At 63.1% G+C, this 26,615-nt stretch carries 22 protein-coding genes and 3 tRNA genes; 14 read left to right on the top strand and 11 right to left on the bottom strand.

Features of this window, described 5'->3' with window-relative positions:
* Positions 1-26: 26 nt before the first annotated feature.
* The 6 genes from gyrA to CVV68_RS07035 all read left to right on the top strand — a co-directional run bounded on the left by gyrA (position 27) and on the right by CVV68_RS07035 (position 4,759).
* A complete protein-coding gene (gene gyrA / locus CVV68_RS07055; RefSeq protein WP_110500307.1) occupies positions 27-2,720 on the top strand; it encodes a DNA gyrase subunit A in 2,694 nt (897 codons plus the stop codon).
* The gene (locus CVV68_RS07050; protein ID WP_110500306.1) at positions 2,717-3,274 is read left to right on the top strand and encodes a DUF3566 domain-containing protein; all 558 of its coding nucleotides are present in this window, start codon (positions 2,717-2,719) and stop codon (positions 3,272-3,274) included. Before gyrA ends, CVV68_RS07050 begins: the two co-directional genes overlap by 4 nt.
* A 113-nt stretch (positions 3,275-3,387) precedes the next feature.
* A tRNA-Ile gene (locus CVV68_RS07045) sits at positions 3,388-3,461 on the top strand.
* Positions 3,462-3,497: 36 nt separating this feature from the next.
* Positions 3,498-3,617, top strand: coding sequence for a DLW-39 family protein (locus CVV68_RS23820; protein WP_211320745.1), 120 nt, complete (start codon positions 3,498-3,500; stop codon positions 3,615-3,617).
* Positions 3,618-3,644: 27 nt separating this feature from the next.
* Positions 3,645-3,720: transfer RNA gene (locus tag CVV68_RS07040), tRNA-Ala, on the top strand.
* Between the two features lie 151 nt (positions 3,721-3,871).
* Positions 3,872-4,759, top strand: coding sequence for a DMT family transporter (locus CVV68_RS07035; RefSeq protein ID WP_110500305.1), 888 nt, complete (start codon positions 3,872-3,874; stop codon positions 4,757-4,759).
* Positions 4,760-4,819: 60 nt separating this feature from the next.
* Here CVV68_RS07035 and CVV68_RS07030 read toward each other — a convergent pair whose 3' ends face one another.
* Positions 4,820-5,716 (bottom strand): hypothetical protein, encoded by an 897-nt coding sequence (locus tag CVV68_RS07030; RefSeq protein ID WP_110500304.1) that lies wholly within the window; start codon positions 5,714-5,716, stop codon positions 4,820-4,822.
* Between the two features lie 140 nt (positions 5,717-5,856).
* Here CVV68_RS07030 and CVV68_RS07025 point away from each other — a divergent pair, with 140 nt between their 5' ends.
* Together CVV68_RS07025 and CVV68_RS07020 are read left to right on the top strand one after the other, a co-directional pair.
* Positions 5,857-6,399 (top strand): peptidylprolyl isomerase, encoded by a 543-nt coding sequence (locus CVV68_RS07025; protein WP_110500303.1) that lies wholly within the window; start codon positions 5,857-5,859, stop codon positions 6,397-6,399.
* A 120-nt stretch (positions 6,400-6,519) separates the two neighbouring features.
* Positions 6,520-7,380, top strand: a complete 861-nt coding sequence (locus CVV68_RS07020; RefSeq protein WP_110500302.1) for a rhomboid family intramembrane serine protease — start codon at positions 6,520-6,522, stop codon at positions 7,378-7,380.
* A 36-nt stretch (positions 7,381-7,416) separates the two neighbouring features.
* Here the strand turns inward: CVV68_RS07020 and CVV68_RS07015 are convergent, their stop codons facing one another.
* Both CVV68_RS07015 and CVV68_RS24150 read right to left on the bottom strand, forming a co-directional pair.
* A complete protein-coding gene (locus CVV68_RS07015; RefSeq protein ID WP_110500301.1) occupies positions 7,417-7,971 on the bottom strand; it encodes a flavin reductase family protein in 555 nt (184 codons plus the stop codon).
* Positions 7,972-8,633: 662 nt separating this feature from the next.
* Complete coding sequence (locus tag CVV68_RS24150; RefSeq protein ID WP_170133120.1) at positions 8,634-8,783, bottom strand: VOC family protein; 150 nt, start codon at positions 8,781-8,783, stop codon at positions 8,634-8,636.
* A gap of 1,029 nt (positions 8,784-9,812) precedes the next feature.
* Here CVV68_RS24150 and CVV68_RS07005 point away from each other — a divergent pair.
* Both CVV68_RS07005 and CVV68_RS07000 read left to right on the top strand, forming a co-directional pair.
* Positions 9,813-12,491, top strand: a complete 2,679-nt coding sequence (locus tag CVV68_RS07005; protein WP_110500300.1) for a helix-turn-helix domain-containing protein — start codon at positions 9,813-9,815, stop codon at positions 12,489-12,491.
* Positions 12,492-12,924: 433 nt separating this feature from the next.
* Positions 12,925-13,245: a hypothetical protein gene (locus CVV68_RS07000; RefSeq protein WP_110500299.1), complete on the top strand. Its 321-nt coding sequence runs from the start codon at positions 12,925-12,927 to the stop codon at positions 13,243-13,245.
* 3 nt (positions 13,246-13,248) lie between these two features.
* Here CVV68_RS07000 and CVV68_RS06995 read toward each other — a convergent pair whose 3' ends face one another.
* Entirely contained in the window at positions 13,249-13,503 is a 255-nt protein-coding gene (locus CVV68_RS06995; protein WP_110500298.1) for a cell division protein CrgA, read from the bottom strand.
* Positions 13,504-13,743: 240 nt separating this feature from the next.
* Between CVV68_RS06995 and CVV68_RS06990 the strand changes: the two genes are divergently transcribed.
* From CVV68_RS06990 to CVV68_RS06985, 3 genes are read left to right on the top strand one after another with little or no spacing between them, the layout of a single operon-like run.
* Positions 13,744-14,553 (top strand): class E sortase, encoded by an 810-nt coding sequence (locus tag CVV68_RS06990; protein WP_438502616.1) that lies wholly within the window; start codon positions 13,744-13,746, stop codon positions 14,551-14,553.
* A gap of 2 nt (positions 14,554-14,555) precedes the next feature.
* A complete protein-coding gene (locus CVV68_RS23415) occupies positions 14,556-14,726 on the top strand; it encodes a hypothetical protein (RefSeq protein WP_170133111.1) in 171 nt (56 codons plus the stop codon).
* Complete coding sequence (locus CVV68_RS06985; RefSeq protein WP_110500296.1) at positions 14,723-15,367, top strand: anthranilate synthase component II; 645 nt, start codon at positions 14,723-14,725, stop codon at positions 15,365-15,367. The genes CVV68_RS23415 and CVV68_RS06985 overlap by 4 nt, the downstream gene beginning before the upstream one ends.
* A 9-nt stretch (positions 15,368-15,376) precedes the next feature.
* Here the strand turns inward: CVV68_RS06985 and pknB are convergent, their stop codons facing one another.
* The 7 genes from pknB to CVV68_RS06950 form a co-directional block, all read right to left on the bottom strand.
* Entirely contained in the window at positions 15,377-17,305 is a 1,929-nt protein-coding gene (gene pknB / locus CVV68_RS06980; protein ID WP_110500295.1) for a Stk1 family PASTA domain-containing Ser/Thr kinase, read from the bottom strand.
* Between the two features lie 64 nt (positions 17,306-17,369).
* Positions 17,370-19,163: a protein kinase domain-containing protein gene (locus CVV68_RS06975; protein WP_110500294.1), complete on the bottom strand. Its 1,794-nt coding sequence runs from the start codon at positions 19,161-19,163 to the stop codon at positions 17,370-17,372.
* The gene (locus tag CVV68_RS06970; RefSeq protein WP_110500293.1) at positions 19,160-20,617 is read right to left on the bottom strand and encodes a peptidoglycan D,D-transpeptidase FtsI family protein; all 1,458 of its coding nucleotides are present in this window, start codon (positions 20,615-20,617) and stop codon (positions 19,160-19,162) included. Before CVV68_RS06970 ends, CVV68_RS06975 begins: the two co-directional genes overlap by 4 nt.
* Complete coding sequence (locus tag CVV68_RS06965; protein ID WP_110500292.1) at positions 20,614-21,984, bottom strand: FtsW/RodA/SpoVE family cell cycle protein; 1,371 nt, start codon at positions 21,982-21,984, stop codon at positions 20,614-20,616. Before CVV68_RS06965 ends, CVV68_RS06970 begins: the two co-directional genes overlap by 4 nt.
* On the bottom strand, positions 21,981-23,768 hold the full coding sequence (locus CVV68_RS06960) for a protein phosphatase 2C domain-containing protein (RefSeq protein WP_110500291.1): 1,788 nt from the start codon (positions 23,766-23,768) through the stop codon (positions 21,981-21,983). Before CVV68_RS06960 ends, CVV68_RS06965 begins: the two co-directional genes overlap by 4 nt.
* Before the next feature lie 2 nt (positions 23,769-23,770).
* Entirely contained in the window at positions 23,771-24,256 is a 486-nt protein-coding gene (locus CVV68_RS06955) for an FHA domain-containing protein FhaB/FipA (RefSeq protein WP_110500290.1), read from the bottom strand.
* Complete coding sequence (locus CVV68_RS06950; RefSeq protein ID WP_110500289.1) at positions 24,253-25,068, bottom strand: FHA domain-containing protein; 816 nt, start codon at positions 25,066-25,068, stop codon at positions 24,253-24,255. Before CVV68_RS06950 ends, CVV68_RS06955 begins: the two co-directional genes overlap by 4 nt.
* A gap of 400 nt (positions 25,069-25,468) precedes the next feature.
* On the opposite strand from CVV68_RS06950, the gene CVV68_RS06945 reads away from it, so the two are divergent.
* Positions 25,469-25,551: transfer RNA gene (locus CVV68_RS06945), tRNA-Leu, on the top strand.
* Positions 25,552-26,615 lie beyond the last annotated feature (1,064 nt).

The following is a 26,615-nucleotide window of genomic DNA, read 5'->3' as shown; positions in this document are numbered from 1 at the left end:
ATATTGGGATTGGAATATAAACGACTATGAGTGATGAAACCCCTGAGAATCCCGGTTCAGAGAACATCGACGGTTCCGGCGAAGTGGTCCTGACAGGCGATGTACTGCATGACAAGGTCGAACAGATCGACCTGCAGGAAGAGATGAAGCGGTCCTACCTTGACTATGCCATGGCGGTCATCGTGGGCCGTGCCCTTCCGGATGTGCGTGATGGACTGAAGCCGGTCCACCGCCGCGTCCTGTACGCCATGTTCGACGGCGGCTACCGCCCGGACCGCTCCTTTAACAAGTGTGCCCGCGTGGTGGGCGAGGTCATGGGCCAGTACCACCCGCACGGCGACTCATCGATTTACGATGCCCTTGTCCGCTTGATCCAGGACTGGACCATGCGTTACCCCCTGGCCCTGGGTCAGGGCAACTTTGGCTCCCCCGGGAACGACGGCGCGGCCGCACCCCGTTACACGGAAACCAAGATGGCTCCGCTGGCCATGGAAATGGTTCGGGACATCGACGAGGAAACCGTTGATTTCCAGGATAACTACGACGGCAAGAACCAGGAGCCGACGATCCTGCCGGCGCGGTACCCGAACCTTCTCGTCAACGGTTCCTCCGGCATCGCCGTCGGCATGGCCACCAATATCCCGCCGCACAACCTGCGTGAGGTTTCCGCGGGCGTGCAGTGGTACCTGGCCAACCCCACAGTCAGCCGCGAGGAACTGCTTGAGGCGCTCATCGAGCGCATCAAGGGACCGGACTTCCCCACGGGCGCTCAAATCCTTGGCCGCAAGGGTATCGAGGACGCGTACCGCACGGGCCGCGGCTCCATCACCATGCGCGCCGTGGTCAACGTCGAGGAGATCCAGGGTCGCACGTGCCTGGTGGTCACCGAGCTGCCCTACCAGGCCAACCCGGACAACCTGGCCATCAAAATTGCCGAACTGGTCAAGGACGGCAAGATCTCAGGCATTGCGGACCTCCGCGATGAGACCTCCGGGCGCACGGGCCAGCGTCTCGTCGTCGTGCTTAAGCGTGACGCCGTCGCCAAGGTGGTCCTCAACAACCTGTACAAGCACACGCAGCTGCAGGAAAACTTCGGTGCCAACATGCTGGCCATCGTGGACGGTGTGCCACGCACTCTGCCGCTGGATGCGTTCATCCGGCACTGGGTGACGCACCAGATGGACGTCATTGTCCGGCGCACCCGCTTCCGCCTGCGGAAGGCCGAGGAGGAAGCACACATCCAGCGTGCCCTGCTGAAGGCACTCAATGCCCTCGACGAGGTCATCGCACTGATCCGCCGCTCGTCCACCTCGGAGGAGGCGCGCGACGGCCTGATGGCACTGCTGGACATTGACGAGATCCAGGCCAAGGCCATCCTGGACATGCAGCTGCGCAAGCTCGCTGCCCTGGAGCACCAGAAAATCCAGGACCGCAGCGACGTACTGGAAACCATGATCACCGAATTCAACCGGATCCTGGCCGACCCCGAGGTACAGCGCGGCATTGTCAGCGACGAACTTGCCGACATCACCGCCCGCTATGGTGATGACCGCCGCACCGAGATCATGATGGGCTACGACCCCAACATGAGCATGGAAGACCTCATCCCCGAAGAGGAGATGGTGGTGACCATCACCCGCGGCGGCTACGTCAAGCGCACGCGCAGTGACAACTACCGCACGCAGCACCGCGGAGGCAAGGGCATCAAGGGCGCGCAGCTGCGCGGCGACGACGTGGTGGAACACTTCTTCGTGACCACCACGCACCACTGGCTGCTGTTCTTCACCAACCTGGGCCGGGTCTACCGGGCCAAGGCGTACGAGCTGGCCGAGGCCGGGCGTGATGCCAAGGGACAGCATGTGGCGAACCTGATGGCGTTCCAGCCGGATGAAAAGATTGCCCAGGTCATGGAACTCAAGGACTACCAGCAGTCACCGTACCTGGTGTTGGCCACGCGGAACGGACTTGTGAAGAAGACCCGCCTGGAGGACTACGACACCAACCGTTCCGCCGGCGTCATCGCGATCAACCTGCGCGACGACGACGAACTGGTCTCCGCACAGCTGGTCTCCGACACCGACGATCTCCTGCTCGTCTCGCGCAAGGGCCAGTCCATCAGGTTTACCGCCACCAACGAGGCCCTGCGCCCCATGGGGCGGGCCACCTCCGGTGTGACAGGAATGAAATTCCGCGAGCGTGACGAACTCCTGGCGGCCAATGTTGTCACTGACGATTCCTTCGTGTTCATTGTGACGGAGGGCGGCTACGCCAAGCGTACGGCTGTCTCCGAATACCGCCTACAGGGCCGTGGCGGCCTGGGGATCAAGGTCGCGAAGCTTGTTGAGGACCGCGGAGACCTGGTCGGCGCCTTGATCGTCCGGGAAGACGACGAGGTCCTGGTGGTAATGAGCGGTGGAAAGATTGTCCGTTCCGACGTCGCCGAAGTACCGGCAAAGGGTCGTGACACCATGGGTGTCATCTTCGCCAAGCCGGACAAGAACGACCGCATCATTGAAGTGGCCCGCAACAGCGAACGTGGACTCGACAATGACGACGATGCGGAAAATGGGGAAATACCGGCCGATGAGGGCGGCACTGATGGCGACACCGGCGTCGAGCCTGCGGCTGATACCGTGGATAATGACGCTTTTGAAGCAAACGTCCAGCCTGATGAAGTACCGTTAAACGACCATGACGCAACAAATGGAGGTACCGATTGAGCACGAATAACCCGAATCCGCGGCCAGGTACCGCCCCGCGGGTAAGTGCACCGGCCCGCCCAGCGCAGCGTCCTGGTACGCCCGTTGCCACCAAGGCAGCGCCCTCGGCAACCAAATCCGCGCCCGTCGCTGCCAAGCGGCCGGCACCCGCCCGGCCACCACTGGTCAAGCCCGCACCCAAGGCCAAGGCCCGGCGCGCGCGCCTGCTGGTCAGCAAGGTGGAACCGTGGTCTGTGCTGAAGATGGCCTTCCTGTTGTCCGTTGCACTTGGCATCATCACCGTGGTTGCCGCCATTGTTCTGTGGTCCGTGCTGGACGTCATCGGCCTGTTCGACAAGGTCAATGCCCTCATGACGGATATCCAGGGCTCCGAAGGCGGTGCGGCGTTCGACCTGATGAAGTTCGCATCACTGGGCCAGGTCGCGTCATACTCCACCATCATCGCGGTCGTCAATGTGGTGCTTTTGACCACACTCTCCATGCTGTCGGCCGTGCTCTACAACATCTCAGCCACGCTGGTGGGCGGCATTGGTGTAACCCTCACCGACGACTAATAATCCCCCAAATTTCGTGAGTTGGCGGGCCCGGCAGTATGCCGGACCCGCCGATTTGTGAGTTTGTGATTGTGTGGGGTAAAGTTTTATCTCGGCCCGATGAGGGCTGATGAGGGCGCATAGCTCAGGCGGTTAGAGCGCTTCGCTGATAACGAAGAGGTCCCAGGTTCAAGTCCTGGTGCGCCCACCGAATCTACCGTTTTTTGTAAAGGCAGGATGCGTTGTGAAGAAGTTGCTGATATTCATCACAGCTCTTGGCGCAGCAGTCCTGGTGAACAAGAAGTGGCAGGATTCAAAGGTTGCGAAGGCAACCTGGAGCAAGGCGACGGACACCGTCAACTAGCTTCGCAAAAAGATTCAAACACCCCATGGGGGCATGGCGCAATTGGTAGCGCACCTGCTTTGCAAGCAGGGGGTTCGGGGTTCGAGTCCCCGTGCCTCCACCATGGAAATTCACCCCGGTCCCCGCGGACCGGGGTGAATTCGTTTAAAGCGGACTGGCGGCCACAAGTTGTGAATGTGCCGGTTCAACTGGTGTCGGCTTCCAGACCGAAAGCAGCACCCTGCGTTTTCCCTTCAGTGACCTACTGTTGAGACGTGATCTTGTTCCTGGCCGTCATCGGCATTTTGGGTGTTTCGGCTTCGGGGCCGATCATGGCCGCCACGGCCGCACCGGCCCTCACCATCGCTTTTTGGCGCAACGCCCTCGGCGCGGTGGCCATGGGCACCCCGGCCTTGCTGGGCAACCGGAATGGCATCAAGAACCTCACCCGCGACGAGCTAAAGTGGTCAGCCATCGCAGCCACGGCCCTGGCCCTGCACTTCGCCTGCTTTGTCACGTCCGTGAAGTTGACCAGCGTGGCAGCGGCGACAGCACTGGTGTGCCTGCAGGCCGCCTGGATTGCGCTTTTCCAGTGGGTACGTGGACGCAGGCCCGCCCGGGCCATCATTCTGGGGTTGGGCGTCGCCTTGGCCGGCGTTGTGGTCATCACCGGCTTTGATGTGGGAGTGTCCGGCCAGGCGCTCCTGGGAGATGTGTTGGCACTGGCCGGGGGCGCCCTCGCCGCCATCTACACCCTTGCCGGGTCCAGGGCCCGTAAAAGCATGTCCACCACCCTTTACACGGGCATTTGCTACTCCATGGCCTCGCTGCTGCTGCTGGGCCTGTGCCTGGTATTTCGCCAGCCGCTCATCAGCCTCCCGCCGGAGGCATGGTGGGGGATTCTCGCCGTAACCGTTGCGGCGCAAATCTTCGGGCACACCATTTTCAACCACCTGCTCGCCACCATTTCACCGTTGGTGGTTTCCATGATGATCCTGCTGGAAATTCCCGGGGCTGCCCTCCTCGCCGCGTACTTCCTCGGTGAAACGCTTCCGTCCGGCACCTATTGGGGGCTCGGGCTGATCATTGCCGGCCTCGCCGTGGTGGTGACGCGGCAGGGCCGGGGCGGTATCCGGAGCAAACAAAAGGGGCCCGGACCTTGACGGTCGCGGGCCCCTTCCCTGCAGCTGCGCTTCGAGGAAGGCGGCTGCCGATCGGGCTCGTTACTTGTTGGGGTCCTTGGGCTTGGGGGTGGAGTCCTTGACGGTTTCCTCCGCAGCAACAGGGGCAGCCTCCGCCTGGGCATCCACCGCAATGGTGGGGCTCGGGGTGTCCTTGGCAACGGCGTCGTCCGCGGGAACAGGTGCCGGGACCTCCGCTTCCCGGGCCGGGACGACGGCGGGGGCGGGCGCCGCAGCGGGCACGGTTACGGGGGTCTTCCACGGGTCCGGAACGGGCTTGGAAGCCTTCCAGGCAGCGACACCGGCGGCTGTTGCGGCCACCAGGACGCCGGCCACGATCCAGCCCTTGCCGCTCTTTCCTTGGCGCTTCTTGAGCTCCGCAGCAGCGGTTTTGGCGCCCTTGGCAGCAGCCTTCTCCGCCTTCTTGATGGCCTTCTTGCTCCCGGACAGCTTGGCCACGACCAAGTCAACCTGCTCAGATGTCTTGGCGTTGTCCAATGCGGCGGCCACGGCGCTGGCAGCATCGCCGAGCTTTTCCGAGAACTTCGGAATGTATTCGCCTACCACTTTGTCACGGGCAGCCGCGATGGCCGGTGTTGCGTGGTCCAGGGCCTCCTGCATGCGCGGTCCGGCCTCATCCACTGCCTCGGATATTTTGGGCGCCAGCCGCTCCAGGCCACCCTGCAGTTTCGGCGTAACGGCGGCGACGCCGTCGGCCGTGTACCGGGCAGCCTTCCGGATGCCGTCCTGGACGATGGGCGAGGCGGCGTCGAAGCCCTTTTCAATGCGGGGCGCGGCCCAGCCCCAGGCGGCCTCCACGCGGGGCGCCGTCCATTCCTTGGCGCTTTCCACACGGGGTCCGGCCCAGTCACGGGCATTGTCCACCCCGGCATTCAGCGAGTCTTCCAAGCCATGGGTAAAGCGGTCTTTGCTCTTCACGTTTTTCCTCCAGGTGTCGGCGTCTTCATTGATTAGCCTACGTCGGACAGTGTCCGCGTGCTATCCCGGAACAGTTCGCCCGGCGCGGAATGCGCGGACCCGTTGGGAAAAATGCCGGTTTCCCATGGCAGAATGGCGGCATGACTGCTATCCCAACTGCAAAAGCAACTATCAACACCAGCCTGGGCGACATCGTGGTAAACCTCTTCGGCAACCACGCCCCCAAGACTGTCAATAACTTCGTTGGCCTGGCCACCGGTGAAATTGAATGGACGCACCCGGAAACGGGGGAGAAGACCAATGCGCCGCTGTACAACGGGACCATCTTCCACCGCATCATCAAGGATTTCATGATCCAGGGCGGGGATCCTCTGGGGCGCGGCATTGGCGGCCCCGGATTCCAGTTCGATGACGAGATCAACCCCGACCTGAACTTCAACGAGCCTTACAAGTTTGCCATGGCCAACGCGGGCATCCAGGGTGGCCGCGGCACCAACGGGTCGCAGTTCTTCATCACCACGATCCCCACCGGCTGGCTTCAGGGCAAGCACACCATCTTCGGTGAGGTTGTCGACGCCGATTCCAAGGCTGTTGTGGATGCCATTGAAGCCGTTGCCACGGGGCCGGGCGACAAGCCGCGTGAGGATGTTGTCATCAACTCCGTCACGGTGGAAAACATCTAATTAAGCATCGCTGAGGCTTCAGGCCGCCGGTGGTTGGACCCGTCGAGTCCGCAGTGGCGTCGACCGTCCCACCACCGGCGGCCTGATATTTTTTTACTTCCCCATTCAAGGATCCAATCCATGAGCCTTCCTCATCCCGCAGCCGGACCCACAGCCGGTGCCCCGGTCTGTCCCCGACACCCGGACAGGGTCTCCTATGTGAGCTGTCAGCGGTGCGGCCGGCCGACGTGCCCGGAATGCCAGCGCAGCGCCGCCGTGGGCGTCCAGTGCGTGGACTGCGTGAAGGAAACAGCCAGCTCCATGCCCGCCCGGAGGACCATCTTTGGCGGCGCGGTGCGAACTGGCCGTCCGGTGGTGACACTGACCATGATGGCGGTGTGCGTTGCTGCCTATGTTTTGGACCTGGTGGTCCCCAATGGTTTCATCTTTCAGACCTTCGCCTATGCCCCGTTCTTGACGGAGAGTGAACCGTGGCGCATGGTGACTTCTGCGTTCCTGCATTCAACGAACATCATGCACATCGCGTTTAACATGTATGCGCTGTGGATCCTGGGGCATGCCCTGGAGCCCGCCTTTGGGCGGGCACGGTTCCTTGCCGTCTATCTGATCAGCGCCCTGGCAGGTTCGGTCGGGGTGCTGCTGCTGTCTCCCATCGACACGGCAGTGGTGGGAGCTTCCGGTGCCATCTTTGGCTTGTTCGGCGCCTTGTTTGTGGTGCAAAAACAACGTGGCGGGGACCTGCGTCAAATCGTGGTGCTGTTGTTGATCAACGCCGCCCTGGGCTTCTTCATCCCCAACATCGCCTGGCAGGCCCATCTGGGTGGTCTGATAGCCGGCGCACTGTGTACTGTAGCCATTGCCTATGCGCCGGCCAGGAACCGGGTTCTCGTCCAGTGGGGTGGCATGGCCGTGGTGGTGCTTCTCATGCTGGGGTTGACCCTGTACAAGCTCTCATCCTTCCCCGCCTTCACTCTTTCCTAAGCGCCTGCGCACGCGGTCCCGGAGCTCCTTCGGACATTACTGTGGCTTGATGGCGCGGTAGTCGCCGGCGTAGTGCAGCAGCGGCGAAAGACCGGCGCGCACCACTGCTTCGCTCCCCATTGACACCACATTGCCAACCACCAGCAGGTGGGTCGCTGCCTCGTGCACGGCCGTTGTGATGACTTCAAAATAGGCCAGTCCGCCCTCCAGCACAGTGCTGCCAGTTGCCGGCCCGCGTCGAAAGGGAAGCTGCGTGAGAAGGCCCTCAATGGGTGTGCCCGGACTTGCAAGCCAGTTCGCCTGGCGCCGTTGGTTTTCGGTGAGAAGCGTCAGCGCCCATTGGCCCGACTCCGCGACAGCCTCGGCAATCCTGGAACCCTCGTAGAGGCTGACCAGCATTGTCGGAGGGTCGTAGGACACTGGCACGAAGGCGGTCACCGTTGCCGCGTAGTCACGCCCCCGCCACACCGTGCTGACAACCCCCACACCTGCCGCCTGCTCAGCGCTCAGGCGCCGGTACTCGTCAATGTCTTCCTGGGAGGGAGCCTGTGGGGAAAAGCGCTGGGCGTCGAGCGAACCGGTGATTTCCATGCCTCCATGCTTGCACGCCTCGCCACTTGTCCACAGCTCTGTCCACACATGGGCATAACTTACAGACTTGTAGTTCTAGTAACTATATTTTCGTCGAACACGGGGTTCTCCACAAGGTTGTTCACACTGGGTCTAAGTTACACACATGTAATTCCACAGCTGTGGATTACTTTGAGAGGGGAAATTAGTGGAGGTTGTGCGGTAAATGCGGAAAGGTTATCCACTTCTGTGGATAACCTTGTGAACAACTGACGACCGGGGGTTTTCGAAAGTCGCCTGTGGATAGCCCGAAACAGTTGTCAACGTCGGTGGATAAGTAACCGACACAACGGGTATGAACAACCTCATTGTGGACAACTCTGTGGACACTGTGTGAATAACCGTCGGGCACGGCCGTCCTTGTAGGATCCGCAGCTACGCCCTGTAGGTTCCCGAGCCTTTTGGCACTTGTCCCAATTTCATGACATCGGGCGCAGGGTTGATGGCATGGCCGGTGGTCGGTGTCAGGTAGCCGGGATTCAGGACCTCTCAATCGACAGTGGCACGGCTAATGCACGCCTCGATGAAGTTGATGAGGGCCAAATTTGCCATCACCTGCCGCGCCGCTTACGTCATCTGAGTCTGCATCGCCTGGACGCGCGTTTGAGAGCCGAGGCTCTGGGTCAGCCCGGGGTGAGGCCGCAAAACTCGTTGCCTTCTGTGTCGGCGAGGCACACCCATGGCACGTCAACCTGGCCGATGTCGGCGTCAGTGGCGCCCAGAGCCGTCAGCCTGGCCACCTCGTCCGCTTGATCATCAGCGGGGTACGGCATCGGGTCGAGATGGGTACGCAACGCGCCTGCCCACGGTCATCCACAGCGACGCGCAACACCGCGAAGGAAGTGGAGAGATCGAGGTGCGCGCGGTATCCCACCGTCTCGGGGTCCGGGACGGTGACGACATCGATGCAGACGGAAATGGGGTCGGGTCAGACGAAGCCCACGGGTTCAAGATTGGTCACACCGAGACGGGGCTTCAATGGAGTTCGACGCCCGCTGGCCGACCGTGGAACTAGCTGATGCCGTGGAGAGCATTTTGAGTGGGCGGGGTAGCTGAGGCAGCGATACTCTCCGAACACCGGCGGGGAGGCGCTTTGGTTACGAGGCGCAGGAGTGCGCCATGTAACGCGGAATCGCCGCGCGAGATGCACAGCATCACCGCAGCTCAGAGCATTCCGATGATGGCTGCCAGCTTCGGATCCCACAACTGTCGAGGTGGGAAGCCCGCGGTAAGCTGCCTTGCGGTACGGGGTTCGCCAGGCACGTGGCTGGAATTGACGCTCGGCGTGCGGGCAGGGTCAGCATCATCAGCACCTCGTCGCTGTCGCCCCCGGGGAGCCGGAGGGCGGCCGGCCAGTTCATCATCCACCGTGGCAAGCAGGAGTCGATTGACCCGCTGGTCCAGGGACCGACTAGCGGGTCAATCGAAGACAAAACCTGCGCATCAGCTACGGGAGGGAAAGCGGAACCGGCGGCGCCGCCGGCATCGGACACGTCCCGTCAACATTCCAGGAGCTGATTCCGCAGCCCGGGATTGACCGTCGCGGCAGTGGCCAGCCATTGCATGTGAAGCAGTTCCCTCATGACCGCAGTGTTCCATAGGCACCGCAGGCCGGCGTCCACTCCCGCCAGCCCGCTGCGAATTGCGCCTTGTTCCAGACGAAGCACTTAATATGTCGACTAAACCGTGCGGCGTCCTTAGACTGAGGACTTGGGGCATGTTGCTAGGCATGGTCAAATTTTCTAGCCGTATCGGGTCTCGCCGTTTTGAATTTGCGGGCGTGGCGGGGGAAGAGGGGAACTATGGCCCGCCGGGCAAATGTGGACGACATTGTTGCGCAGCTCGAGGACCGGTCTTCCCGGGGAGTTCTTGTCGTGGGACCACACGGTGCCGGCAAGACTTGGATGCTGGGCCGCGTCATTGCAGCCCTGGGTTCGGGCTGCACCACCATCAGGCTTTCCCCCAGCAAGGCCCTGTCCTTGGTGCCTTTTGGCGCGGTCAATGCCCGCGTAGGACAGAAGCTGGTTCGCAGCAGCGATTTCTATGAGGTGTTGAGCGGCCTGCTGGGACAGGTTGAGTCGGAATTCGCCACCGCTGAAAAAGTTTTCCTCATGGTCGACAACGGCGAGTACTTGGACGAGCAAAGCGCCGCCGTCATCACGCAGGTGATCATGTCCACGGATGCCAAGCTCATTCTGGTGGACCATCCGGGTGGTCACCACACCCATATGCGCGAATTGTGGAGGGACGGGCACCTGGCCCGGTTTGAGTTGGCTCCGCTGAAATCAAGGGACGTGCAGGACTTCATCGCGAATGTGCTTGGCGGCAGGGTCTCCGGTGCCGCAGCCGACTACCTGTCCAGCCGTTCGGCCGGAAACCCCCTGGTACTCAAGGGGCTCGTGGCCGGGGCCCTGGAGGAAGGTTCCCTGCAACTGGCGGACGGGGTGTGGATGCTTAACCATCCCGGCGACGGGTTGGGATCGGAGTCTCGCGACTTTTTGCAGATGGACCTCGACCAGCTGACTTCGGAATCGCGGCGCATGATCGAAATCCTTGCATTGGCCGGCCCACTGCCGTTGGACGTGCTGCTGGACCTGACGGACACCGACACCATTGACGACATCCAGCAGCGTGACCTGGTGGTAATCTCCCCCGGCACCACCATGACCATGGAACTCTCCCGTCCGGCAACGGCCGGCCCCATCCGCGAGATGGCGCCGGTGGGCCGCAGGCGCCGGCTTTTGGTTGACGTCGGGAAGGTCGTCACCCCGGGGCCGGATTCCGGACCGGAAATGGTCATCAATTTCACCCGTTGGGCCCTTGATTGCGGACTGCCAGTCGGGGACGGGCAAATCGTCTCGGCAGCCACGATGGCCAACCACCTGCTAAGGGTGAAGGACGCCCTGCAAATCAGCAGCCTCCACGTGTCGCCACAGCACACGGCGGCGCTTCTGGCCCAGCGGTCCATTGCACACCTAAACCACAATTGGGCGGACCAGGCACGCACTCTGGCATCCAAGAGCCTTGACCTGGCCCGGACGCCCGACGTCGGGGCTGCCGCCCTCCGGGCCGTGCATCTCGCCTACTCCCCGGAGCAGGGCTACGAGGCACATTTTTCGGCGGGGCTGAAGTCCTATGAGCAACGATTTGGTCCAGTGCGCCTTGCCGCGGATTCAACACGGGCCGACATCGAAGTGTCGATTCTGCAGGCAACGATGGATTTGTCCCTGGGGCATGCCCTGGCAGCATTAGACCGCCTCCACGCGCTGCTGGCCCACCCGTTGTGTGCAAACCGAATTGACCAGACACTCCTGAAATCAATGCTGTGTGAAATCTTCACCACCACCGGACGCCTGACTTCGGCTTCGAGGATTGCCTGCGAAGTGATTGCCGAGCTGGAAAGCACGGACGGGTTTCCACGTCCGGATATTGCCCTTCTTGCCTATGCCCGGGCGGTCTCCGCCTTCATTTACGACGCGGACTGGGAGCTGGCCCGGCAGTTCCTGGAGCCGGCGATTGTTACCAATCCTGACCTAATGCTGTTTGCCGGCGGACTCAGGGACCTGGGTGCGGCCATGATGTACAGCAAGAGGGGACACGTTGACGAGGCGCTGGCGGCGCTCCGCCCGGCAGTAGCCGCACTCATGGACTATGACCCCTGGCTGGTCCTCCCCATGGCCCAGGGCCTTTTTGCCTACTGCCTCGCCATGCGCGGGGACGCTGCCGGCGCGCAGGACCGGCTGAAGCAGTTCGACGCAGTGGACCGCAGGGGCAGCCGGTTCTACCACCTGGAAGGTGCCGCATATGCGGCCGCGGCGCAGGTCATCACCGGCCAGGCCGATGCCGGGATACGCAGGCTGCACCAACTACGGGAAGACTGCAGTGAGTTGGGCTACACGGGAACCGAACTGACGCTACTGTCGCTGCTGGTCCGTATCGGTGAAAAGTCAGTAGTGCCCAGAATGGCAGTCGTGGCCGACATGATCGAATCCGACCGTCGCGGCTTCTACCAGGAGTGGGCCCGCGCCATGCTTTCCGGGGACCCTGCAGGCCTTGATCAAGCGAGCACCACGGCAATGGAATACGGGCTCGAACTCATTGCCGCTGAACTGGCCAGCCGTGCCCAGAAGGGCTACCAGGACGCGGGAAAAGTACACCACAGCCGCAAGACTGCCACCAAGGTCGTGGCCATGCGGGACAGACTGCCGGGGCTGGTGTCACCTGCCATCACTTCCAACGGCCTGCCACAAATGACCAGGCGCGAACATGAAATTGCACTGCTCGTTGCCGTGGGTGAGTCCAACAGTGCCATTGCCGGGCGGCTGGGGGTTTCCCTGCGCACCGTTGAGGGCCACCTGTACCGCACCTTCATCAAATTGGATCTGCAGTCCAGGGAACAGCTCGCGATCCTGATGAGGGAAAAAGACCTGATGGGTGACGACCATGGGACCCGCACCGCGGCTGCCGAGCCGGCCCGCTAGCAGGTAGTGGCGCGCCGAAATAGAGTGGCGCGCCCTAAAAAGATGAGTAGCTGCCACTCGTGCTTCACAGATCCACTTTTCCGTAATCTTGGGAACATGGCTCGCCCGCCAGGATCTGTCCTGGGGGGAGGCGTACTCTCCAAGGCACGAAGTGGGTTGGAGAAGGCGTGGCAGGCCAGTCCCCCAGCTGGCTGCCACAGAGCACGAAGCAAAGGCCCCCGCACCCCCCGCGGGGGCCTTTGTATGCCCGCATGGTGTTCCGGCCGGCCAACCGCGGATCCCGCCGCCGTTCCCGCGGGATTGGCGGCAAGTTTGCGTCGGGGCCCGCCCCTGTGCGAAGTGGGGTATGCGGCCTAGACTGAAAAATACACAGATAACGGACGAGGCCGCCAACTGCGGCAGCCGGAAGCACAGTGGAAAGTGGGGACGAACAATGTCCGGTGAACACGCAAAGGACCAGGCAAGGGAAAACGGCGGGAATGTGCCGGCGGAGGACCATGGGCGCTACGTTGAGGGCTCCTACGGCAAGGCAGGAACGGAACCAGGCCACCACGGCTCGGACGGCCAGGGCCGGTACGTTGAAGGCGACTACGGCGACACGGGCATTGAAAACGCAGCCGTGGACAGCTCAGCGGGCCGGTTTGTGGAAGCGGACTACGGCACGGCCGGCGATGTTCCGGGGCACGACGAGTCGGACGCCAAGGGCGAATATGTCACCGGTGACTACGGTAAAGCCGGTGAGGTGGAGGATTAGTCCCTAGCTTCGCCACCGCGTCGTCATCATGAATCCGGACAGGGCAATGGCGAAGCCAATGCCAATGTTCCAGTTGTTGATGTTTGGAATCGGGAATTTGCCATCGGAGATGTAGTAGGTGATGATCCAGAACAGCCCAACCAGCATCAGCGTGACCATGACCGGCAGGAACCATGCCGCATTGGGCTTCTGCACATTCGAAGAGGGCGTTTGGGCCGGGCCCTTGGTGGGGCGGCGACGCGATTTTGACTCGGGCACGGGAGCTCCTTGGCTTCTCGAACTGGCAGCGGCCGGGCCACTGCTTGGACGGCCGTCCATTGCCCGTGGCGTAGCTGGGCGAATTGCCCCAAGGCGCCGGACTGCCGGTATTGTTGACGTAATTCTAGCTGTAAATGGCCGGTCCCAGATTTTAGGGGATCCGCCCGTCACCTTATGAGGGGATTCCCGCGCGTGGTTCGATCGCCAGAGCATGTCGATTCCGCCGTGGGCGTGGACGAACTGCTCTCCGGAAACACGGCCGCGCGGAAGCGCCGGGCACGCAACCGGCGACGGGCGGCAGGACACCGCCCGCGGCAAGGTTTCTTCCGCACCCTGGTCCAGGGGCTGGGCGAACTGCTCATCACCGCCGGCGTCATCCTGCTGCTTTTTGTGGTGTGGGAACTGTGGTGGACCAACATTGACGCCAACAATGCCCAGCAACAGGCGCTCACGCAGTTTGCGGACAAATTCCAGGGCCCCACCGCCCCCGTGGCCGCACCGGGCTCGCCGCCCAGGAACTACGGTGCGCCCCCCGTCATGGCGGAGGTGAACGCGCCCGGGACGGTCTTTGGCGTGGTCTACGTACCCCGGTTCGGCAGGAACTACAGCAGGCCCCTGGTCGAGGGCACTGCCATGGAACAACTGAATACCCTTGGACTGGGCCACTATGAAGCGTCGGCCATGCCGGGCGGTGTCGGCAACTTTGCCGTTGCCGGCCATCGGCAGACCCACGGTGCCGTGCTGGACGCGATCGACACACTGGTTCCCGGGGATAGGATTTATGTCCAGACGAACGACGGCTATTACACGTATGTGTTCCGGAACAACCAGATCGTGCTGCCGGACCGCGTTGACGTGCTTCTTCCCGTTCCCACCCGGCCGGACGCCAAGCCCACCGAGCGCTTCCTGACCATGACCAGCTGCAACCCCCGGTTTGGATCCTCGGAACGTATCATCGCCTACTCCGTCATGGATGCCTGGCAGCCCACCAGTGCCGGTCCCCCGGCGGCCATTGCCGGCCAAGTCGCCGCGAACAAGTCGAAAGGCTAGCCATGTATGGATGGATCTTCCGCCACCTGCCCGGCCCCCTGTGGTTCCGCATACTTACTTCCGTGCTGTTCATCGCCGCGGCCGTCCTGGTCCTGATGCAGTTCGTATTCCCGTGGTTGAACCAATTCAACCCGCTCAACGATTCAACGATTGGTGGAACGACCCAGCCATGACCACACGCATTTTAGTGATCGACAATTACGACAGCTTCGTCTACACCCTGGTGGGCTACCTGCAGCAGCTCGGTGCCGAAACCACTGTGGTCAGGAACGACGACGTCACGCTGGCCGAGGCTGTTGAGCTTGCTGCCGCCCGGGACGGGGTCTTGGTATCCCCGGGGCCGGGAACGCCCGCCGAAGCCGGCGTGTGCATTGAGCTGATCCGGTGGTGCGGGGGGAACGCCAAGCCCATGTTCGGTGTCTGCCTGGGCCACCAGGCGCTGGCCGAAGCCTATGGGGGCGTGGTCACGCACGCCGCGGAGCTCATGCACGGCAAGACCAGCAGCGTGCTTCACCACGGCACCGGCGTCTTCGCGGGGCTGGCCAGCCCCGTCACGGCCACCCGCTACCACTCACTTGCTGCCGTCCGCGCGAGCATTCCGGAGGTGCTGGAGATCACGGCTGAAACGGAGGACGGCGTGGTCATGGGCCTGGCCCACACCTCGGCACCCTTGTGCGGCGTGCAGTTCCACCCAGAATCCGTGCTGACGGAGGGCGGCTACCAGATGGTGGGAAATTGGCTGGAATCCGTTGGTCTTAAGGGCGCGGCGGCGAAGGCAGCCACGTTGAGCCCGCTCATCAACAAGCCCGCCTAAGCGTCCACTTCAGTTTTCCGGCGGCGGAGGGGTCGGCGAAGCCGTCTCGTTTGGCTTATTGGCTGCCTTGGTGGGCGTGGGAGTGGGGGTGGGCGACGGCGTTGGCTTCGCCGGCGCCTTCGCCAGGGTGACCGTGATGGCGCTCCGCTGCGGCACCTCGGTGCCGGCATCCTCCGACTGCCGAATGACCATCCCAGGCGCCACGGCCGAATTCTCCTCGGTCGTGAACGTCACCTGCAGAAGGGGTGAAGTCTTCTTCAGGGCATCCTCGACGGCCTTTTCCACCTTTTTGGGATCCTTCGTCAGATCGAACAGGGAGGGCATCGCCACCTCGCCCGAGGAGATCTTCAGCGTGATCGTTTGCCCCACGGGAACGGTCTGCCCGGGTGCTGGGTCGGTGGTCACCACGAGGTTGGCCTGAATCCGCGGATCGTCAACAAAGTCGTTGGGCTCGAACGTGAGGTTGAGGGCGGACAACTCCGCACGTACCTCCGACTCCGTCCGGCCGGCCAGGTCCGTGGGGATTTTGACCTCCGAGGGGCCCTTGGAAACGAGGAGGACGATGGGGGCGTGTTCGTCCAGCAGGCCGCCGCTGGGCGGATCGGTGCCTATTGCCAGACCCGACGGCACGGTTTTTGAGTACTCCGTGCTGGGTTGTGGATCCAGGCCCGAATTAATAAGCTTCGTGGTCGCGTCAATTTCGCTCATCTTCGCCACCGAGGGGATGGAGACCTGCACGGCCGCGGGCGGCTTCGCGTTCATCAGGTTGTAGCCGATGACCCCGCCTCCGGCCAGGATGATGGCCAGGAAGATAAACAACGTCGTGATCCAGGCACGACGGCGGCGCTTGACACTGCGGTCCTGTTCCCCGGGCACTTCGGGGGTGCCGCCGTCGTCCGTGGTCAGCGCGCCCCCGGCCAGAACCTTCGCCATGGCCCGGGTGGCCGGACCACCGTCCTCCTGAACCGACGCGGACCCCGGACCGGCGGAAACCGCCACTGGGGTGGGGGACGGCGCGGCCACCGTGGCCAGGGGGTCGGTGACGGCGGGGGCGGGTGAGGGAGCCAGCGTGACACCGGTGCGGGCGGCACGAAGCGCCCGGCGGAAGGAGGCGGCGTCCTGGAAACGGTCCTGGCGGTCCTTTTGGAGGGCTCGCAGCAGGACGCTGTCCAGGGCTGGGGACACCTCGGGTTTGAAGGAGCTCGCGGCCGGGGGGACCTCGCGGACATGCTGGTAGGCCACGGACACGGGTGAATCCCCGGTGAACGGCGGGCGCCCGGCCAGCATTTCGTAAAACAGGCAGCCTGCGGAATACAAGTCGCTGCGGGCGTCCACGGATTCACCGCGGGCCTGTTCGGGGGAAAGGTACTGTGCCGTGCCCATGACAGTCTGGGTCTGGGTCATGGTGGCGGCGGCATCGGAGATGGTCCGCGCAATGCCAAAGTCCATGACCTTCACGGCCCCCAGGTGGCCCTCGGAGTCATCCACCACCATGACGTTGGCCGGCTTGATGTCCCGGTGCACGATGCCGGCGCGGTGGCTGTATTCGAGCGCCGACAGCACGCCCAGGGCAAAGTCGATGGCCTGGTCGATGCTGATCGCGTCGGCCCGCACCAAGTCCCGCAGCGTCTTGCCGTGGACGTACTCCATGACGATGTAGGGCAGACTTGCCCCGTCGCCCGGCACGTCCCCGCCCAAGTGATCGCCGGTGTCATAGACGGCAACGATGGAGGGGTGGTTGAGTCCCGCCACGGCCTGGGCCTCGCGCCGGAAGCGGGCCTGCAACTGCGATTCCCTGGCCACGTCGCCGCGCAGCAGCTTGATGGCGACGGTGCGGCCCAGCCGGATGTCCCGGGCCATGTAGACATCAGCCATGCCGCCACGGCCCAGCAGTTCGCCGATTTCATACCGTCCGCTGAGGACGCGTGGAACACTCATCGTGCCTGTGTCCTTTCAGTTGGTGGGCAGTTCGGTTGGTGCTGTCCGCACGGCGGCGGTTTCGTTACGGCTTCGGCGCGGCAGCCGTGGTGGCGGGGTCCGTGGCTGCGGGTGCCTTCACCTCCGGCCCGGTGGAGACGTAGTAGCTCACGATGGTGCCCTTGGCCTCCTGTGAACCGGCGGTGGGGACCACGCGGACCACGGTGCCCTGGGGGACGGTCGCTGATGCCTCCTCGGCACGGGCCGGAACGAAGCCGGCCTGCGTCAGGGCCTTGTCGTAGGCGTCGCCCGTCTGGCCCTGGAAGGAAGGCACGGTCGCCAGTTCCGGACCCTTGGAGACGGTGACCGTCACCTCCGTGCCCGGTGCCATGGGACCGGTGGGACTGAGGTCAATCACTGAGCCTGCGGGAACGTCTGCACTAAACGCGTCCGTGCGGGCCACTTTCAGCTTCATGTCATTGAGCTGCGTCCGGACCTGGTCAAAGGGCTGGCCCTTGAACTGGTCCGCGTGAACGGTCACTTCCGCGGGTGCCTCGGTGGTGGGCTCCTGCGTGGGCGTCTCCGACGGGGTTTCGGACGGGGTCTCTGCGGGTGCCGAACTGGCCGACGGCGGGGCGGACTGCGAGGCGGTGGCCGCCGGCTTGGGGTCGAACACGCCCCAGCTTTGGAGCAGCAGGGCCGCCACGGCAAACAGCAGCAGCGCAATCAAGGCAACGGCGGGCCAGGTCCACGGGCTGCGTCCGCCCTTGGCCGGTTTCGCGGGGGCATCTTCTGCATCAAAATCGTCCAGGAGGGGATCATCGCCCCCTTCCGCATCCGTGTCCCAGGGCCGTTCGGCGCCGAGCATCTCGGCGCGCGTCGGGGACGAGGCGGCGATGGCGTCGCCGCTGACGGTGGGCAGCGCCGTCGTGCCTGGTTCGGAAACACTGCCCACCACGGAGGTGGCGGCGGTGGAGTTGATGTCCACCGGCGCCGTGATGGGTCCGGTGGTGGCCTCGAAAAGCAGCATGCCCGGCACGGCGGCGTGGGCGGCCTTGATGTTCCCGGCGCGGATGGCCTCGGCGGCCTCAGCCAGTTTCAGGGCGTTGCCCGGGCGGTTGGCAGGGTCCTTGGCCAGCATGGACATGAGCAGGGCGCGCACCGGGGTGGGCAGGGTGTCCGGCAGCGGCGGCGGTGCATCGTTGACTTGGGCCAGGGCAATGGCAATCTGGGACTCGCCGGAGAACGGGCGGTGGCCGGTGATGCACTCATAGCCGATCACGCCCAGGGAATAGATGTCGCTGGAGCCGGTGGCCACCTGGCCGGTGGCCTGTTCGGGGGCCAGGTACTGGGCGGTGCCCATGACCTGGCCTGTCTGGGTCAGCGGCACCTGGTCGGCAAGTCTGGCGATGCCAAAGTCGGTGATCTTTACCCGGCGCTCAGGCGTGATGAGCAGATTGCCCGGTTTCACGTCACGGTGCACCAGTCCCTGGGCATGCGCCACGGCAAGGGCGCGCGCGGTCTGGGCGATCATCGACAGCGTCCAGTCCGTGGAGAGCACATGCTCGCGCTCAATCAACGTGGACAGCGGCTCGCCCGGGACCAGCTCCATGACCAGGTACGCGGAACCGTCCTCTTCGCCGTAATCAAAGACGTTGGCGATCCCCACATGGTTCAGTAGTGCCGTGTGCTTGGCCTCGGCGCGAAAGCGCGCCCGGAAGCCGGGGTCCCCCGTGTATTCGTCCTTGAGGATCTTAATTGCGACAATCCGGCCCAGGACCATGTCCTGTGCCTTCCAAACTTCGCCCATGCCGCCAATGGCAATGCGTGAGGTGAGTTGGAATCTGCCGCCTAAGGTGATTCCTGAAGTAGGCCTCACTTTTTCAACACCGCCTTGAAGAGTTTGCTTGCATTGGGACTTGTTAGTGCCGCGCCGGTGGCGACGTCGACGTTGGGCATCATGATCGTCACAACATATTGCGGATCATTGGCCGGTGCGAAACCGGTAAACCATGCGTTGTTCAAACCAGTATTGCCCACTTCGGCGGTACCCGTTTTGGCGGCGACCTGCACCCCGGGTACGGCCGCCGCCGCGGCAATGCCGTTGTCCACCACGCTGACCATCCAATCGGTGATCTGCTGGGCAATTTCCGGGGTGGTGGACTGCCGCAGCATCTCCGGTTTGAGGCTTTCCACCGTTTTCAGGTCCGGGGTGCGGACGGTCTGAACCAGATTGGGTTTCATCTGCTTGCCGCCGTTGGCAATGGCCGCTGTCATCATGGCGATCTGCAGGGGCGTGGCCGTGACATCCTGCTGGCCGATGGCACTGCGGGCCAGGGCCGGACCGTCAAGCGTATCCGAGGAACCGGGGAACTTGCTGGAAGTGACCGAATCCGGGAATCTCAGGGACTTGTCGTTGAAGCCGAACTTGTCCGCCTGGGCCGTGATGGCGTCCTGACCGAGGTCCAGGGCAATGCTGGCGAAAGGCGTGTTGCACGAGTTTTCCAGGGCGAAGGTGAAGGTGGCCTTGTCCTGGGTGTCGCACTGGCCATACAGGTAGTTGGGCAGCGTGTAGGCGATGCCGGGGAACTTCATCGCCGCCGGGTTGGGCAGCACACTGTCCTTGTTGTACTTGCCGGACGCCAGGGCCGCGGCTGTGTCCACCAGTTTGAACACTGAACCGGGCGCATAGGTCTTCGTGTAGGCGGCCGAGCCAAACAAGTTGATGCCGGGCTCGTTCACCAGTTTCGCGTAGGCTGCGTCGACGGAATTCTGGTCATGGCTGGCCATCAGGTTGGTGTCGTAGGACGGTTTGGAGACCATGGCGACAATGGCGCCGGTCTTGGGTTTCATCACCACTATGGAGCCGGCAATGCCGTCCGGGATCATGTCAAAGGCCGCCTTTTGGATGGCGGGGTCAATAGTCAGCTCCACCGACTGGCCCTGCGGCCGGGCGCCCGTGAACGCCTGCGAGATCCGGTCAAACAACGCCTCGTTGGTGGTGCCCGCCAGCTCATCCCGCATGGCCGATTCCAGTCCGTACTGGCCGGCGTACTTGCTGAAGAATCCGGTCAGGCCTGCGTAGAGCAGGGGGTCGTTGTACTTGCGCTGGTACTTGCAGTCCGAATCCGTGGCGACGGATTCCGCAATGGGATGGCCGCCCACCAGGATGGGTCCGCGGTCGCTGCAGAACGTCTTCAACAACTGGCGGTTGTTGCTGGGGTTTGCATTGAGCGAATCGGCGTCAAAGAACTGCACATAGGAGATGGAGCCAAAAAGCAGGATGAACAGTGCAATGGCAACTATCCAGGAGTTTCGAATGGCCTGGTTCATGATGCATGCACCTCCTTCCGGGGCTTGTCATCGGGCTTTACGGCCGGCTCAGTTGGCCGCCGGGCGGCGTCGGAAATCTTCAGGAGCAACGCAACGATGATCCAGTTGGCGAGCAGGGAGGACCCGCCGGCCGCCAGGAACGGCGTGGTCAGCCCGGTCAGGGGAATAAGCCGGGTGACACCGCCGATGATCACGAAGCACTGCAGCGCGAAGGCGAAGGCCAGCCCCACGGCCAGCAGTTTGCCGAAGGAATCCCTGGTGCCCAGTGCGGCCCGGAAGCCGCGGGCAATGAACAGCGCATAAAGGCATACGACGGCGAACAGCCCCACGAGACCGAGTTCCTCGCCAATGCTGGCGATGATCATGTCGCTGTTGGCCAGGGGCACGCTATCCGGGGACCCTTCCCCGAGGCCGGTGCCCATCAGTCCGCCGTTGGCCATGCCGAACAGGCCCTCCACGACCTGGCCGCTGCCGCCGGTGGCGCCGATGACCTGGGGATCAAGTGCATGGATCCAGGTGTCGATCCGGCGGGTGACGTGGGGAAAGATCTTGTACGCGGCGAATCCGCCCACGGCCATGAGGACAAGGCCGATCAAGACCCAGCTGATGCGGCTCGTGGCCACGTAGATCATGACCATGAAGAGGCCAAAGAACAGGATGGAGGTGCCGAGGTCATGCTGAAACACCAGAACGCCCACACTGGCGATCCAGGCCACGACCATCGGTCCCAGGTCGCGGGAGCGCGGCAGCTGCAGGCGGCCGATCTTTTTCCCGGCCAGCAGGATCAGGTCGCGGTTGGAGGAAAGGTACCCCGCAAAGAAGGTGGCCAGCGTGATTTTGGCGATTTCCCCGGGCTGGAAGGTGAAGGGCCCGAGCTTGATCCATACGGTGGCGCCGTTGACATCACCGGCGGAGATGCCCGGCACCAGGGGCAGCAGGAGCAGGAACACGGACAGGACCAAGGAGATGTAGGTGAAGCGCCGTAGGATCCGGTGGTCCTTGAGGAGCCAGAGCACTGCGATGGCGGCGGCCACGGCAAGTCCCGTCCAGAGCCACTGGCGCTGGCCGGCCGTGTCGCCGGTGACAATGTCGAGCCGGTGGATCACGGCCAATCCAAGCCCGTTGAGCGCCACCACCACGGGTAATATAACCGGATCGGCATACTTCGCGCGGAAGCGCAGGGTAATGTGCACCGCGAGCGAGAGACCGGCCAGGACGGCCGCCTGGGTGTAAAAATCGTTGTCGAAGGTCCGGCCAAGGTTGAGGTTGACCAGCGCGTTGGCCATGACGCCCATGCCAATGGCCAGGACCAGCAAAAGCAGTTCAATGTTGCGGCGCGGTTTGGCAACCGTCAAAAGTTGGCTCATTGTCCACCTCCGGGGGTGCATGTTGGGGTGGCGGACGCTGAGGACGACGGCGTGGCCGTGCCTTTCGCGGTTGGCTTGGCGGAAGGTTTTGCGGTTGGCTTGGCCGATGCCGTAACGGAGGGTTTCGCCGACGGCTTGGCAGAGGTGGCTGAAGGTCTGGCGGTGGAACTTCCGCCATGGGTGGCCTTGGCCGTGCCGGAGGGCGAAGGGGTGGCAGCGGGTTGACTGCAGGGAGGCGTGCTGGACCCTGTCCCCAACTGCAGGTCGCTGATAATTTGTTCAGCGGCGCCCAGGGAGGAGGCCGGCATGGTCTGCACCACCAGCTGCTGGGAATACTCCGGCAGGGAGTCGACGGAAACGGTGGTCTCCCGCTGCAGGTGGGAGAGCGAGATGGGTCCCAGGTTTTGTGAGACGCCCTGGAAGATGGCCACATTGTTGTGGGAGACACCCACAAAGTATTGGGTCTGCGTCCACACATACGCGGTCCAGGCGCCGGCAACCACTGCAATTACCGCCAGAACGCCCAGGACGGAAAACACCCACGTCCGGTACCGGGCGCGCGGGAGGGACTGTTCGGTGTCCTCCTCCGTTGCGGCAGCCTTGACAGGCTTGTGGGTCAGGACTGTCGCCGCGCGTTGAGTGGCGGGATGGTGTGCCAGCTGCGGAATCTTCCCCTCCGCATTCGCAGTGACCGCGGCACCCACCAGCTCATGGGGGCGGAGGGACAGCTCGTGGCGCACGACGGCGGCACGGATGTGGGCGTCGAGTCCATCCGTGGGTGCCTCGTCGCGTTCGGTATTTGCCGGAATCGTTTCGCCGGAACGCGCCTCGGAGTCTCCGGCCCCATCGCTTTCGTCGCCACCGGCTTCGCCGCCGCCCGTCCGGACCACGGCTGCAGCCCCGAAGTCCTCCAGAGGCGCTGCGCCGTCGTCGTCCTGGCTGCGGTGAGTGTCGGCGAGGGACAGTATTGGCAGATCGTCATCCGAGGCCGTTTCGGCATTCACGGGCACGCTGATGGTCTCCAGCGCGGCGGTGGCGGTATCGTCCGGAACGGCTTCGGCAACTTCAAAAACAACCACGGTGACATTGTCCGGGGATCCGACGGCCAGGGTGAGGTCGATGAGTGTTTCTGCGCAGTGGGCCAGGTTGCTGGTGGTCCGGAAAACTTCCTCCACCGTCTCGTGGCGGACAAAGTTCAACCCGTCGGAGCAGAGCAGCCAGCGTTCCCCGGGTTCGGCGTCAAAGTACGTCAAGTCCAGCTCGGGGGAGGCATCGACGTCGCCCAGCACACGCATCAGCACGTTTTTGTGGGGGTGGACCTCGGCCTCGGCCTCGGTCATGCGGCCTTCCTCGATCATGCGCTGTACAAACGTGTGGTCCGTGCTCATTTGCTCGAAGACACCGTTCTTGAGCCGGTATGCACGCGAATCGCCAATGTGCGCGTACGCCAGGCGCTCCCCGGACAGCAGCAGTGCCGTGACGGTGGTGCCCATGCCGGCCAGCTTTGGATTGACATGGACCAGCTCCGACAGGAGGGAGTTGGCGGTCTGGATTTCGTCGGCCAGGTCGGTGCCGGCGCCGTCGCCCCTATAGCCGTCGTGGTCCAGGTGGATCAGGTCCAGCACGGTGGAGGCGCTGGCGACGTCGCCTCCCGCGTGGCCACCCATGCCGTCGGCAACCACGGCCAGATGCTTTCCGACGTAGGCCGAGTCGTCGTTCTTCGCCCGGACCAAGCCAACGTGCGACCGTGCCGCGTAGCGCAGGATCAACGGGTGTTCGGCCATGCCTATGGCCTCAATTCGATGACCGTTTTGCCGATCCGAACCGGGACGCCAAGTTCAACGGGGAGCGCCCGCGTCAATTGCGTGCCGCCGAGGTAGGTGCCATTGGTGGAGCCCAAGTCCTCAATGAACCAGCGCGTGCCTTGCGGGAACAGCCTTGCGTGGCGCCCCGACGCATAGTCATCCTCGAGTACCAGCGTGGCTTCCTGGGCGCGGCCCAACAGGATGGGCGTTCCGGAGAGTTCCAGTGTGGTCCCGGCCAGCGGACCTTCGGTCACCACCAACTCGCGGGCGTGGGCCTTGGAGGGGGCCGGCTCGTCCACGAGTTCGGGATGCCTGCGAGCCTGACGCGCAGTGGGCGCGCCAACTTTGGCCTTGCGCCCGATCACCAGGTCGCGACGCATCGCGGCCACAACGCTGAATACCATGATCCACATCAGGATCAGGAAGCCGAAGCGCAAAATGGTGACTGTCAGGCTCAGGTCGTTCATGAACGGCCGCCGTTTCGTGCCGACAATATGCGGAAGGTGATCTCTGTCCGGCCCATGGTGATGGTGGTGCCGTCGGTCAGTTCGGCGCTGCCGTGCACCCGGTGGCCGTTGACGTAGCTGCCGTTCGTGGATCCAAGATCGACTGCGGTGCTGACGCCGCCGCGGGTGCGGATCTCCAGGTGCTTGCGGGAGACTCCCGTGTCATCGATGAGGATGTCTGCCTCCGAGGAACGCCCCAAGGTGATGGAACTGGCATTGAGGGAGTATCTCTGCCCGTCGATGTCCAGAACGGGCTGGCCGTCGGACGCAGTTTTTTGTGGAGCTGGCGCCTGGCGCTTGTAAACGGGTGCCGGCCCCTGCTGCGTCCGGGAAGGGGCGTGGCCGGGCGCGGCCGGCGGCATTCCCGAACGGGGATTACCGGCACTTGAGGGTGTGGGTGCCTTTTCCTTCTCGGTGGCCGAGGCCACCTCAAAATGGCCGGGCCGCAACTCGTCCTGGTGGTTGAACGTCACCCGGACGGGTCCCTGCAGTACATAACCCTGGCTGCGGGAGTGGTTGATGACGACGTCGCACAGTTCCTCGGCAAGGGCCACGCCCCATGAGCGCGCACGGTCAAAGTCGGAATCGCCCAGCTGGATGTTGAAGACGTTGGGCGCCAGGGTCCGGCCGGCGTCGAGGGTCATGGACTTGTCGTCGAGCTCGCGGCGAAGGGCACTGGCAATCTCCACCGGCTGGAGGGCCTTCGACCCTCGGGAGAAGGCGCCGCGGACTGCCTTTTCAATGCCCTTTTCGACGTTGTCGAACAATCCCATGCTGTCTTCTCCTCTCCGTGGTTGCGGCACCTGACGTTGGCGCCGCCAAATTTTCTTGGTCTATGGCTGTCCCCATAATGCGTGAATACACGCGTTAAGAATCAGTCGCCCGTCCCACGGGCAACGATCCACAACGTCGATACTACTGGGCGTGGCTTGGAAAAACCTTATTGGAGGCCGCGCCAGGGGTGGATTTCATACCCCGGGATGATGCATCAAGTGTCCTTCATGGAAGGGTGAAATCGCCGTGTTTTAGGGGCTGCAGGGCGCATTGGCATCCCGGTCCGGAGGGCGACACGCCAATCGGAAACGTGCGTTTAGGAATTTCGAAGAGTCTCCTATAGGCTTGATCTCGCTGTTCCACTGAAACCTGAAAGGGAAACGGTGGAAGAGACCAAATGCGCGAGTGGCGGAACGGCAGACGCGCTGGCTTCAGGTGCCAGTGTCCGAAAGGGCGTGGGGGTTCAAATCCCCCCTCGCGCACATTTGAAAATCCCCGGTAGAACTCAGGTTCTGCCGGGGATTTCTTTGTTTTTACCCCTTCCTCGCTGGCCTGGTGCGGGCATTTGCGGCTGCCAGATATGGGCCCGGGGCGTTTGCGCAAGTGGCAGCTCCCATGACGGTGAGTGCCAAGAACGGCCCGCGCGAGTAGACGTGTGGCGGTCTGGGAGCCGTCATCTGGCCCGGGACTGTCCGAATGTACGGAAAAGGTCGGTTCCACCCTCGCCAGGGCACCACAGCTGTACTTTCAGTGGCCCGCGGTCTTCGCCAGAACTCAAGCAGGCACCACAGCTGTACTTTCAGTGGCCCGCGGTCTTCGCCAGAACTCAAGCAGGCACCACAGCTGTACTTTCAGTGGCCCGCGGTCTTCGCCAGAACTCAAGCAGGCACCACAGCTGTACTTTCAGTGGCCCGCGGTCTTCGCCAGAACTCAAGCAGGCACCACAGCTGTACTTTCAGTGGCCCGCGGTCTTCGCCAGAAGCCGCCAGAGCTGTACTTTCGGGCCACTGCGGATCCCCTGCCAACGCAAATAATGGCCATATCCGCAGATGGGCTGACGAAACTCCCTATACGCAGGCTCAGGCAGCCCTGGACGACCCGGACTTCGACCATCCAAGCCAGCGGCCTGGGCGTGCTGGCTGCGCATCCGGTCCTTCAATGCGGCTGGGTATGAAGATGGGGACAGGGACAGAGGACGGACGGCCCAGCGGAGGGGGCCACCGACTTGCGTGAGCGTCGAAAGGTGTGTATTGTTTTTCGAGTTGCCCCGGTGAACGGGGCTGCGAAAATCCCGTGGTTTTGGGCCGGTTTTCCGGTTGTTTTGTGGTGTTTTGGTTGTGCGGTCTGCTGTTTGGTGGATTTGCTTTCCGGGGTGCTGGCGGGTAAGTTTGTGTGGTTGCTCCGGCGCTGATCGTTGCGGATTGTTTACTGGTTTTTTCGGTGCTTTTCGGGTGTGTTGGCCGGGTGTGGTTGTTGTTTGAGAACTCAATAGTGTGCCAAGTTTTATTGATACCAATTTATTGTATTGAATTGGTTATTTGGTTTT

It is taken from the genome of Arthrobacter livingstonensis (assembly GCF_003219815.1).
Classification (GTDB): domain Bacteria; phylum Actinomycetota; class Actinomycetes; order Actinomycetales; family Micrococcaceae; genus Specibacter; species Specibacter livingstonensis.
This window is presented reverse-complemented; position numbering and strand designations above follow the sequence as displayed.